The organism is Candidatus Eremiobacterota bacterium, from assembly GCA_031082125.1.
Classification (GTDB): Bacteria; Vulcanimicrobiota; CADAWZ01; order CADAWZ01; family Ess09-12; genus Ess09-12.
The window spans coordinates 99,032-109,810 of record JAVHLM010000029.1; the positions used below are offsets into that span (position 1 = coordinate 99,032).

At 56.2% G+C, this 10,779-nt stretch carries 11 protein-coding genes; 4 read left to right on the forward strand and 7 right to left on the reverse strand.

The features are described 5' to 3' along the window. The first annotated feature begins 15 nt into the window (after positions 1-15). Complete coding sequence (locus tag RDV48_25105) at positions 16-1,131, forward strand: cyanophycinase (protein ID MDQ7826105.1); 1,116 nt, start codon at positions 16-18, stop codon at positions 1,129-1,131. A gap of 13 nt (positions 1,132-1,144) precedes the next feature. Here the strand turns inward: RDV48_25105 and RDV48_25110 are convergent, their stop codons facing one another. Further along, a complete protein-coding gene (locus RDV48_25110) occupies positions 1,145-1,711 on the reverse strand; it encodes a flavin reductase family protein (protein ID MDQ7826106.1) in 567 nt (188 codons plus the stop codon). A 246-nt stretch (positions 1,712-1,957) separates the two neighbouring features. On the opposite strand from RDV48_25110, the gene RDV48_25115 reads away from it, so the two are divergent. Together RDV48_25115 and RDV48_25120 are read left to right on the forward strand one after the other, a co-directional pair. After that, on the forward strand, positions 1,958-2,851 hold the full coding sequence (locus RDV48_25115; GenBank protein MDQ7826107.1) for a hypothetical protein: 894 nt from the start codon (positions 1,958-1,960) through the stop codon (positions 2,849-2,851). Positions 2,852-2,875: 24 nt separating this feature from the next. Then, entirely contained in the window at positions 2,876-3,577 is a 702-nt protein-coding gene (locus tag RDV48_25120; protein MDQ7826108.1) for an ElyC/SanA/YdcF family protein, read from the forward strand. Here RDV48_25120 and RDV48_25125 read toward each other — a convergent pair. Beyond that, positions 3,574-4,497, reverse strand: coding sequence for a DUF3592 domain-containing protein (locus tag RDV48_25125; GenBank protein MDQ7826109.1), 924 nt, complete (start codon positions 4,495-4,497; stop codon positions 3,574-3,576). The two genes, RDV48_25120 and RDV48_25125, sit on opposite strands and share 4 nt — an antisense overlap. Before the next feature lie 240 nt (positions 4,498-4,737). Here RDV48_25125 and RDV48_25130 point away from each other — a divergent pair, with 240 nt between their 5' ends. Then, positions 4,738-5,124 (forward strand): hypothetical protein, encoded by a 387-nt coding sequence (locus tag RDV48_25130; protein MDQ7826110.1) that lies wholly within the window; start codon positions 4,738-4,740, stop codon positions 5,122-5,124. A 3-nt stretch (positions 5,125-5,127) separates the two neighbouring features. On the opposite strand, the gene RDV48_25135 is transcribed toward RDV48_25130, so the two are convergent. Genes RDV48_25135 through RDV48_25155 form a run of 5 tightly spaced genes read right to left on the reverse strand, consistent with a single transcriptional unit; the run spans position 5,128 to position 10,649 of the window. Further along, a complete protein-coding gene (locus tag RDV48_25135; GenBank protein MDQ7826111.1) occupies positions 5,128-6,210 on the reverse strand; it encodes a type II secretion system F family protein in 1,083 nt (360 codons plus the stop codon). Further along, positions 6,207-7,898, reverse strand: coding sequence for a serine/threonine-protein kinase (locus tag RDV48_25140; GenBank protein ID MDQ7826112.1), 1,692 nt, complete (start codon positions 7,896-7,898; stop codon positions 6,207-6,209). The genes RDV48_25135 and RDV48_25140 overlap by 4 nt, the downstream gene beginning before the upstream one ends. Before the next feature lie 6 nt (positions 7,899-7,904). Beyond that, positions 7,905-8,567, reverse strand: a complete 663-nt coding sequence (locus RDV48_25145) for a hypothetical protein (protein MDQ7826113.1) — start codon at positions 8,565-8,567, stop codon at positions 7,905-7,907. Continuing rightward, positions 8,545-8,964 carry a prepilin-type N-terminal cleavage/methylation domain-containing protein gene (locus RDV48_25150; protein ID MDQ7826114.1) on the reverse strand — a complete coding sequence of 140 codons (420 nt, stop codon included), beginning with the start codon at positions 8,962-8,964 and terminating at the stop codon, positions 8,545-8,547. The genes RDV48_25145 and RDV48_25150 overlap by 23 nt, the downstream gene beginning before the upstream one ends. A 2-nt stretch (positions 8,965-8,966) precedes the next feature. Beyond that, a complete protein-coding gene (locus RDV48_25155; protein MDQ7826115.1) occupies positions 8,967-10,649 on the reverse strand; it encodes a hypothetical protein in 1,683 nt (560 codons plus the stop codon). Positions 10,650-10,779 lie beyond the last annotated feature (130 nt).

Sequence of the window (10,779 nt, forward strand, 5' to 3'; positions counted from 1 at the left end):
AGGACACAGGCAGTCATGGAGATATCAAGGGTAGAGCAGAGCATTCAATGGCATCAGGCAGGGGCTTCCACCCCGCAGCCAGGCGGCGGCGATGAGCTTCTCGCGGGAAAAGATACCGTCGAGATCAAGAATTCGGCCAGGGCTCCCGCTGAAAAAAAAGTGATTGACGGCATCACTACTTACCTCACGGGGAGCAGGAAGGACGTCACCACGCCGGCAGAACCGGGCCTCTGCCTGATGGGCGGGAGCACCGAAGTGGACGGCGCAATGAGATGGATGATAAAGAAATCCGGCGGCGGCGACTTTGTGGTCATAAGAGCCACCGATTCAAGCGACTACAACGATTACATCTACCGCGAGCTGGGCGGTGTGGACTCCGTAGAGACCCTGGTAATCGACAGCCGTGAAAAGGCTGACTCTGCCTATACGGCTGAGACCATCAGAAATGCCGAAGCCCTGTTCATCGCCGGCGGCGACCAGTGGAACTATTACAAGTACTGGAACGGCACCAAGGTTGAAGATGCCATAAACCACCTCGCCGGGGAGAAAAAGGTGCCCATAGGAGGCACGAGCGCCGGCTGCCACAGCATGGCCGGCCTTTTTTACTCCGCCGAGAACGACGGCGTCACTTCATGCGAGGCCCTCCAGAACCCCTTTCACGAGAAAGTGACGCTCAGGGCGGATTTTCTCGCCATGCCCGGGATGACCCACGTCATCACGGACTCTCATTTTCACAAGAGGGACCGGATGGGAAGGTCAGCCACTTTCCTTGCAAGGATGATTGAAGAGCGTTACCCGCAGGATCCTGAAAAGCCCAGGGTGATAGCCCTTGACGAGAAGGCTGCCGTCACCGTCGAGGCCGACGGGACGGGAAAAATCTGGTCAGGCTCCGAAAACGACAAGGAGGGCTGCGCCTACTTCCTGAGCGCCCACGGAAGGCCCCAGGTCCTCAGGGAAAATACTCCTCTCACCTTCAGCGAGAACAGGCTGGAGGTCTATAAGATAAGGGGAAGCAAGGAGGGCCAGGGCCATTTCAGGGTCCTGGATGACGGCTCCCTCGGGGACTTTGAGGGCGGCGGCGCCCACCCCGTCAACATAAAGAACGGCCTTTTCGAGAAAGACCCTTACTGAACCGCCCGGCATGCTACAGCTTTTTAAGCTCCTTGCCTATTGACCAGGCTTTCCCCGCGTATTCACCGACCTGCCAGTAGCCATTGTCTGGCATGGTGAGCACAAAGGGGTTGATTTTCTTCACATCAGGCTTCCCCTCTGACAGAAAACGCTCCTCGGAGTAAGATTCCGTGATCTCAGCGATGAAAAGCTCATTTGAGGGAAGCTCGACCACTTCCACGACCTTGCATTCCATGGCCAGGGGGCATTCCTTTACCATGGGTGCAAAAGGAAGGTCACCGAAAAATGTCTGAAACATGCCGGACTTGTCAGTCTTGGCGCCTGATACAATGCCAGTGTAATCCACTTCCCTTATGAGATCGAGGGATGGAATGCTCAGTCCGAACTGTCGGTGCTCCTTTATGCCCTTGTTGGTGTGATGGACCTTGCCCAGGGCCACGCCGATCATGGGGGGGCTGTAGTTCACCCTTGAAACCCAGCCCACGGCCATATAGTTCACTTTCCCCCCCACCATGGTGCCAAGCACCACCATGGGCATAGGATAAGGAAAGGCATGCTTACCCAGTTTTATCTTGTCCACAGAAGATCCCCCTTTCTTGAAATATGGGGATCAGTATTCCATCTCATCCAGTAATTCCCCTGGAAGGCCCAGGAGCGCATCTTGCAGGCCCCATTATCATCTCAGGGCCCTCATGGAACCACTTGCCGGCATGATGATGACTCCTGCCTCTCCCGCCCCTATCATGGAAGCGGACGGCAAGGCACCTCTGTGCCATACTCAAGAGTATACTGTGCGTCATTATAAAACTGCATGGGGGATAGAGAGATGAACACGAAGACAAAAGGCTCCGCGAGAAGAGCCCGGACAAGTGGGGAAATGACCATATCCAACGATTTGATAGCCCTCGTACTGCTCGTTGCCGCCCTCCTGGGCCTGATGGTGACGTCAGTGAACCATATCCTTATGCCCGGCTCCCATGCTGGCAACCGTTCAATGAAGAGCCGGGAGCTCAAGGCACGAATTGCGGCGCAGGCGATTACTGATACGCTCTCATCAACGGCCCCGGCCAGGAATGCACGGGACCTGGTGAGCATAAAGGTCAGATCCACACCGCCGCCTCCCGGGGAAGCCGCCCTTTCGACGATATCACTCACCTCGGCAAAGACACAGGAAATTTCTTCCAGGACCACTGAAACCACTCCCCCCTCACCCTCATCAGCCGCGTCCTGCGAAACTGCCGTACAGGCCTGCAAGGTGCGTCCCACCGTGAGTGAGCCTTCATCATCAATTGTGGAAGCGAAAAGCGACCTGCCACCGCAGGCAGGGACAAAGGATGCCCGGAAATGCTCTTCGCCCCAGGCCGTGGCCGTAAAGGCCGCCCCTGAGAGTAAGCCCCCCCCGAAGGAAAATGTCCAGAATATCAGAAGGGGCACCATGAGAGTGAATGCTTATACGGTGGTAAATGGAAGCCACCGGTACTGGGTCTCCCGGGTCGATGTGAACGAGTGGGGATATACCAGCAAGTACTGGTGGAATCAGTGGTACACCGACACAGGCGACCCTTACAAGGAGCTTTACTGCAGCGGTGCCGCCATCGGAAGTACCTATGTCATCAAGGTGACATGGAAAAGCTCAAACAGCGACAAGACAATCACCAACTCCTGGTACAGGAAGCTGGAGTCAACAGACCAGAAGGAGATAATCGATTCTCTCTATTGATCAACGGCGCCTCATTGAAAAACTATGATAAAAAAAGCCATTGCACTGATCCCTGTCCACAGGAAATGGATATTTGTGACGGGAGCTCTCCTTCTTTCCGGTGTCATTGCCTTCCTGGCAATAAACTTCCGCGTGAAGCGCCTGGGCCTCCACCACACCTGTGACGCCGACAGTGCGCCGGCAGCCCAGGCGGCAATTGTGCTGGGAGCTTACGTCGATCCCGGGGGAGTGCCCTGCCCCATGCTCGAGGACCGGATAATCACGGGAGTGGAGCTTTACGGGAAAGGCAAGGTGAAAAAGCTTGTCATGTCAGGTGACCATGGCCTCGATGACTATGACGAGGTGAACTCCATGCGCCGCATGGCTGAGGACCTGGGTGTGCCTCCCCGCGATATTTTCATGGACCACGCGGGTTTCTGCACTTATGACAGCATGTACAGGGCGAGGGATGTCTTCGGCATCAAGACGGCCCTTATAGTGACCCAGGAGTTTCACCTTGCCCGCAGCATTTATAATGCCCGCATGCTGGGAATTGACGCCCATGGCGTGAAGGCTGACAGGCGAAAGTATCCATCTGCGGAGCTTCAGGGACTCCAGATGAGGGAATCGGTAGCGCGGATAAAGGATTTTCTTAATGTGCACCTCGTGAAGCCCAGACCCCGCTTTCTGGGGAATCCCATCCCCATCGAGGGCGATGGCTCCGTAACCCATGACAGGAAAGATTAAAACAGGTGAAAACAAGCATGAAGGGCGTAAAGGCCATGGCCTGCAATGGTGATTCCCGGAGCGATCAGGACCGCCAGGGCGCCGAGAGGGCTGCGGTCCACGAAATTTCCCCTGGCATCTATGGCCGGTGATCCCGGCAGGCTGTCAAACATCACGGCATATGAAGGATTCTCCCCGTCGTAAAGGAGCCGCTCCGACGGGTCATCCTCGAGCTTTTCAGGCTCGTTGGTCTTCTCGTTGACGCGGTACTTCCTGCCGTTTCTCGCCTCGAATTCAAAGGTAAGGGCATAGACAGGCCTGTTGTTCACTGTCATATTGGTAGGCTCATTTGACACCAGCGCTCCCAGCGCCGGGAAGCCTCCCACCATCAGGCGGTTGGCTTTCAAGCCGCTGAGAAAGCCGAAAGTGACCAGGCCAAGGCCAAGGGAAGGGAAAAGCGCCACAAACACCACGGGCCAGGTGAAAGGCCTGTGGCGGAGCCCCTCAATTCTCGATACCGCAGGGTTCCTCTCTTGGAAGAGAACCGTCACCTCGTTCCCTTCCGAAGGATTCTCCGCCATGTGAGGGACATGTCCCCCCAGGGAATAGGAGACGCCCTCATGGGCTTTCCCATCGGGCCCGCTGAAGCGGAAATGGTAAGCCACGATTGGAGTCCCCGAATGGGATTCGCTTCCTCCCTCGGAAAAGCTTGTGTCCCTGATGGCCATGATCTGGCCCCTGGCCGTCCTGAAGCTGCCTGAGGGATATATGAGGCTTGTAAGATCGGCATTCATCACGAGGCCCCAGTAGAATATCATTGAGAAGCCGAAGATGATCCATGCGACTATATTCAATGAGCCGCCGAAAAGCAGCTTGATGAAGATGGTGAGCGGCACAGACCGTGGCGGCCTGGCGAGCTCATAGGTGTCTATCTTGCCCATACTGCCTCCCTCCGGTGGCTTTCTTGTCAAAAACGCATTGAGCAGCTTATATTCACAGAGCATACCAGACGGCATCATTATACCTGAGAGTATGATATGCGTCAGTATAATGAAACTTCGTGGAGAGAGGGATTTTCCCTCTCTGTGTGCCGCAGGGAAGACAGGCGGCGTAGGAAGAAGAAGGTATTCACTGCAGAAGCCGTGAATCTATCAGGTCAATCAAGGGAATGGAGGGATATCATGAAAAAAACCGCTCTTGCCGCGCTCCTGATCATGCTGGCTGCCCTGGCCCCGCAGCCTGCACCAGCCGATACTCCCTTTGATCTCACAGGATACTGGGAGACAGGAAATATCGGCACCTTCTACATAAGGCAGATCAATGACGAACTCTTCTGGTATGCCGAGGACGACCCTATCGCGCCCACCTGGGCCAACATTGCCCACGGAAAAGTGCAGGACAAGACGGTATTCCTTGACTGGATAGATATCCCCAAGGGCACGGCCTACTCAAAAGGGACTCTCGTGATTGAGATAAAATATCCCGACAGGCTGGTCCTGGTGAAACAGACCGGCGGTTGGGGTGGAGGCAAGGAGTGGACCCGCTCCAGGACTGATCCGGAAATATAGCCTTCAGAGGATGCTTTCCACGACTTTCACCATCGGGGCCATCGTGGCAATCACGACAAATCCCACCACAAGTCCCATGACGAGCAGAAAAAAGGGCTGCATCACCGATATGGCGACATCAAGAGCCTGCTCCAGGTTCTGCTCGCTTATGAGAGCGATTTTAGTGCACATCTGCCCCATTTTCCCCGACTGCTCTCCCACCTCGACAAGGTTCAGCATCAGAGGGGAGAAGAATTCCGTTTTTTCGAGAGCTTCCCTGACCGACTCGCCCTCAACGAGGCTTGTCCTCATGATCTCAAGCCTCTGCTGAAGAGCCACCGTGGTGGTGCCCTGCCTCGCGATCTCGACTCCCTTGATGAGGGGAATCCCCGCATCAAATATTATGGCAAGCGTCCGGGCGAAGTGGGCTGTCTCGGCGGTGCGCAGAGCCGTGCCCACGCCAGGAACCCTGTAAAAGAATGCCTGGAGCCTTCCGCGCCAGAGGTCATCCTGCCACAAGGTCTTCAACAACACTGCGGCTCCCGCGGCAAGTATGGGAAAAAGTATCATCACCACCGGGGAGCGTATCAGCGACGAGGCCATGATAAGGAGCCTTGTGGGGAAAGGAAGGGGAATCTTGAGGGACTCAAGGAACTCATAAATCCCCTTGAACATGAAGGCAGGCCCGACAACAAGGAAGAGCAGGAAGAGAAAGCCCACAAAAAGGGGATAGATGAGGGCAGACTGGACTTTCATGGTAAGCTCGCGCTCCTTTTCCGCGTGGATCGCGACTCTTTCCAGCATAAGCTCAAGCTTCCCAGACCGCTCGCCGATATCGATCATTTTCACATAGAGCTCGGGGAAGACCAGCGGGAACGAGGACATTGCGCGGGCAATACCCTGGCCGGACTGCACGAGGCGGGCGCAGCCGTTAAAAGCCCTTCGGAGCATCCTGTTCTCACCCTGATCGGCAAGAATCTGGAAGCTCCTTTGTATGTTTATTGAAGCTTTGTGAAGGGCGGCAAGCTCGCGGAAGGCTATTACAAGATCTGCCGATGAAGTGGCCGGAGCGGCGAACTCATCTATGAACTCCATTATCCTGCTCATGAAGGCGCCCTCTTCCCTTCAGGCACAGGCCCGGCAGGCTCCCCGAGGGCTCTTCTGAGGGAATCGGCGGCAGACTGCAGGTCCTCGAAACGCTTATCCCTGTCTTTCTCCAGCATTCTCATCACGACAGCGGCCACCTCGAGCGGGAGATCAGGGCAGAGGCTCGCAATTGGCACTGGATCGTCCGTCACATGCATATAGATAATGTTGATAAGCTCATCATCGACAAAGGGAGGCTTGCCGCAGAGAAGCTGGTAGGCGATGATGCCGAGGGAATACTGGTCGGCCCTGGCATCAAGCTTTTTCCCCGTGATCTGCTCCGGAGCCATATAGGTCGGTGTCCCCATGACCTTTCCCTTTACCGTGATGGTGCTGAATTTTCTGCTCCTTGCGATGCCGAAATCCATGACAATGACTCTCCCGTCATCTTCGAGCCATATATTCTCAGGCTTGAGATCGCGGTGCACGATGCCCTTCCCATGGGCATAGTGCACCGCTTCAAGAAGGGGAACAAACACTGAGCCGAAGGTGGCGAGGTCCATCCCCTTTTCCGGGATCGACGCCGAGAGCGCCTTGCCCCTGAGGAGATCCATGACAAGGTAAAGGGTGCCCTTTTCATCGCCATAGTCAAGCACGCGGAGAATGCAGGGGTGATTCATCGCTGCCGTGATGTGCATCTCCCTTTTGAAGCGCTCGCAGAACTCCTCATCACTGTTGGCTTCTTCATGAATGACCTTGATTGCCACGCTCTCTTCCTCCCGGAGGGTTCCCTCGGGCACGGCCCTGTAAACGGCTGCCATCCCCCCCGAGCCTATTTTCTCAACGAGCCTGTATCTCCCAAGGCGCCGGCCGAAAAGGGGATCGTCCACCTGGGACCTTGAGGCTATGGCTTCCCACAGCGCTGCCTTTTCAAGCCTGTTTTTCACTGAGCGGCGCCACGGGAGGATGATGCCGAAGACCGCAAGCGCAACCGACGCGGCGATGAGCACCGCGGCAACAGGATGCTTTCCTGCACCGTAATAAGCATCGATGAGAAGGGGAACTTTGGGCTCAAGCTTCATGGGGACTCCGTCCTTCGGGTACAGGTAAGCATCCCCATGGCCGGGATCGTTGAAGGCAAAGGCAGGAACAGGCTTTTCCATATATCGGTAGCCCCAGAGGTCAAAACCGATGGTGACATTCTGCCCCTCGCGGTATTTCTTCAGCTCCCATGGAAGGGGATGCCCCGATACGCCGATGGCCTGCCTGGATTCGCCGCTGCCGTAAACGTGCTGGAAGACACGGGCCCCGGAGGGGCTTGTGAGGAAAGTCACACTGCGGATGCCCTTATCAAGCACTTCGGCGCCCTCAGGCGGATAGACTGCATGGGTATCGAGATAGGAAGCGTCAAGCTCAATGCTTTTCACAAGGAAATCACGGTGCCTTATGGAGATGGTGGCAGAACCACTGGCTCTTACTGCGGCGGCATCAAGCAGCACAGGCGCGCCTGACAGGCCCAGGGGGATCTGGCTGCCGGCTTTTTCATAGCTCACGAAAAGGGGTGCGCCTTGAGGACTGGTATTCACGGTGAGGGAAAAAGCGCTTCCCTGAGGCGCTGTGAAGGCCGGGGTGCCAGGGCAGTGCCACAGGGCCAGGACAAAGATGATCATTATGAACGGGATGACAAAAAGGCAGGTACGAGCCCTCATGGTCTTCTATAATTCATTCCTGAGAGTCACATTCCTGGCGAGGGAGAACTTTTCCGCATCTTTTTTTCCTGTCCCCCCTCTCCTCTCGAGAGAAATGAAGACTTCAATGGGGGAAGAGAGGGAAAGGGAAGTGGTGAGGCTCTTTACCCTGAACTCCTTTACGTCACGGGCCAGGATTTTTCCCCTGAGGGCTGTCTCGCTGGCAATCTGGCTCATCATGGCGTTGGTCACCACCGTGGGCTTTATATCGCCCGATACAAGGCCCAGGGAAGGTGGCGACGAGGGCGTCCACTCCTTTCTGATAAGGGGGCTTCCTGCCTCTTTCCAGTAGTAGAGCACTATTGACTGCTTCCAGACCTGGAGACCGTCGCTGTTTACGCTTTCAACAGGGATGACGGCGAGATACACCGGGCCTGTCTCGGGGCTTGAGCCCGACGCCTGGACGGTGATGGCGGCTGTCACCGTGGATTCCAGGTCAGCCATCACCCTGCCAAGGGCAAGAAGGCTCTCCTGCTGGAGCTCCACGCGGATTGTGCCTGTCTGGGTGGCGCGAAGGCAGGGCACCAGGAAGGACACCAGCAGCGTGAGGAGCAGCAGAGTGAGGAACAGTGAGACTATGATCTCCGGCAGGGTGAAAGCCCTGCGCCTAATGCTCAACAGCCGATACATACTGCTCCTCGGTGATGGTATAGGATTTGTCTTTTTCCTGCCAGGTGGCAGCTGCCCTTATCCCCTTGAGATAGAGAGTGTTGGCGCCTGTGACGTCAAAAACCTCGAAGACGAGATGATATATGGTGCCGTCGTCACCGGGCCTGTCCTCGGAAAGAGGGGGATCATCAATCGTGCTGAAGGAGAGCACCCTTTTCCCCTCAAGCATGGACTGGGCGAAGGTGGCTGCCACGAGGCGGTGCTCAGCATGGCGGACCGCCATGAGAGTGCCGGGAAAGACATTGAAGAGGGCCATCATGATAAGGCTCAGCAGTGCAAAGGTAAAGAGGACCTCGAGGAGGCTCAGGCCTTTTTCCCGGGGCTTTTTTCCCGCCAAGGCGCCGCGAGCGTCCGCCATGCTCACAGCTCCCTCCAGACTATGACCCTCATGCGATCCTTGAGGCTCACGAACGAGCAGAGATCTTTCTTGATGAGGTTCACATAGGCAGGCGCCGGAGGGCCTTCAAGGTACTTCTCGGCAAAAGCCCTCACCGGGGCGCTTATCTGCGGTATGGGAGGAAACTTGTGATACCAGGGGGTCCTCGTGCCGTCGGTGCAGATCCCTTCAATGAAGCAGTTGATATCCGTGAAGGATGAGATGGTCTTGCTTGCGCCCCCGGTATCGTTCCATATCTCGTAATATATCGTTCCGTCAGCGTTTTCCCTTATGGTGAAGAGCTTCTGCAGGGAGGGATCACCGCTGCGAAACCAGTCTGTGATTTCCGGCGGCGGTGCCGGCTGCATCCTGGGCATGGTTGCCTCAAGAAGCTGGGCCGTCGTGATCATTCCCGCACCGGGAGCATTGTCGGGCACCACGTAATTTGGCATCACGATAAGGTTGCTGTTGGAGATGGTCACCGTTTTGTCCGTTGAAGGGGAGGTTCCGGCGGGCCTGCTGCAAATCAGCACGCCCGTGATATTTACCTGCTCAGCCTTGAAGCTCCCCTCGGTGTACACCACTCCCTGGAAATAGGAATAGTCCTTTGAGCCGGCGCCGCCTATGGTCATATCTCCCTTCGACAGCGTGACGGCCAGATTATCGGTCGCCACGTCGGAACCCCTGCTTACTGTCACCCTCCCGTCGCATACCACGGCTCCCGAGCCCTTGATCCCCCCTGCCACGTTGAGGTTTCCCGTCACGTAGAGAAGGGCGCCGTTCAGGCCCAGGTCGCCGCTCACATTGAGGGTGTCATTTACCTTGCAGAAGCCTTCGAGCGTCGGGCTTGAGAGATAGCTGGAAATGTTCTGGAGCTCACTTCTTGATGAGGGATCATACTTGGTGAAATCGAGGCACGGGATATCATAGGGATCCTCATGGACCCTCACTGCGCCGAGGACCTGCACTTCCGCTCTTGAATCAATGGAGATGTTGCCCGAGGTCTTCACATCGCCGGTTATTTTCCCCTTGCCGAAAAGGGATATGGCGTCATCAGCAGTGCTGTTTGCCACCATGTGGGCGGGGCCCAGGTTGTTAAGATCGAGGCCATGGCTCAGATCTGCTCCTCTCTCAGTGGAAGCGACGAGAAAATCACCCTCGGATTTGAACTTGCCCGAGGAGGCCACGCAGAATGTAAAGGGAGGCGCGGAAATAACGGCCTCTACAGTCTTCGTGACGCCCCTGCATGTGCCTGCGCCCACGAGGTGAATGCCGCTCCTCGGAACCACGGTGTTATTCCACCCGAATACCGATGAATCCTTATTGGAGATATTATTTGTTGAATAAGGGATCTTGCGGGTCGCTGCCTCGGACTGGCTGAAGGTGAGCACCGCCGTGGCGCCTTCCAGGGTTTCCGGCACTACTACCACGTCAGGGACGCTCACGCCTGTGGCATCGGCGGTAAGGATCTTTTCCAGGGCGAGCTGTATTGCCGCATCAGCGCAGTTCCGGGAATGGATCTGGTTCTCAAGGCGCTTCGCCACGTTGAGGTGAAAGATTCCCACGCCGGCGAGAACAAATACAAGCACAAGGGCTACTGCCACCACCATGAGCACCGTGGCCAGCGCGGCTCCCCTCGCAGCGCGAAGTCGCTTCACTTCGGGCATCAGTTCGGCCTCCCCCTTGACAGATATGGTCATTACCATTATAGCGGAAAAAGGGCAGAATTTCAAAGCGGAGGGAAGAGAGCCCTGCATAACTCGCAATGAAAATGCCTGTGGGAGATTGTGGACACAA

Bases quoted from the DNA above. Each gene is read 5' to 3' on its own strand.
- RDV48_25130 (MDQ7826110.1), top strand. From the start codon at position 4,738: ATGAAAAAAACCGCTCTTGCCGCGCTCCTGATCATGCTGGCTGCCCTG.
- RDV48_25105 (MDQ7826105.1), top strand. From the start codon at position 16: ATGGAGATATCAAGGGTAGAGCAGAGCATTCAATGGCATCAGGCAGGG.
- RDV48_25120 (MDQ7826108.1), top strand. From the start codon at position 2,876: ATGATAAAAAAAGCCATTGCACTGATCCCTGTCCACAGGAAATGGATA.
- RDV48_25115 (MDQ7826107.1), top strand. From the start codon at position 1,958: ATGAACACGAAGACAAAAGGCTCCGCGAGAAGAGCCCGGACAAGTGGG.
- RDV48_25125 (MDQ7826109.1), bottom strand. From the start codon at position 4,497: ATGGGCAAGATAGACACCTATGAGCTCGCCAGGCCGCCACGGTCTGTG.
- RDV48_25150 (MDQ7826114.1), bottom strand. From the start codon at position 8,964: ATGGCGGACGCTCGCGGCGCCTTGGCGGGAAAAAAGCCCCGGGAAAAA.
- RDV48_25145 (MDQ7826113.1), bottom strand. From the start codon at position 8,567: ATGTATCGGCTGTTGAGCATTAGGCGCAGGGCTTTCACCCTGCCGGAG.
- RDV48_25135 (MDQ7826111.1), bottom strand. From the start codon at position 6,210: ATGAGCAGGATAATGGAGTTCATAGATGAGTTCGCCGCTCCGGCCACT.
- RDV48_25140 (MDQ7826112.1), bottom strand. From the start codon at position 7,898: ATGAGGGCTCGTACCTGCCTTTTTGTCATCCCGTTCATAATGATCATC.
- RDV48_25155 (MDQ7826115.1), bottom strand. From the start codon at position 10,649: ATGCCCGAAGTGAAGCGACTTCGCGCTGCGAGGGGAGCCGCGCTGGCC.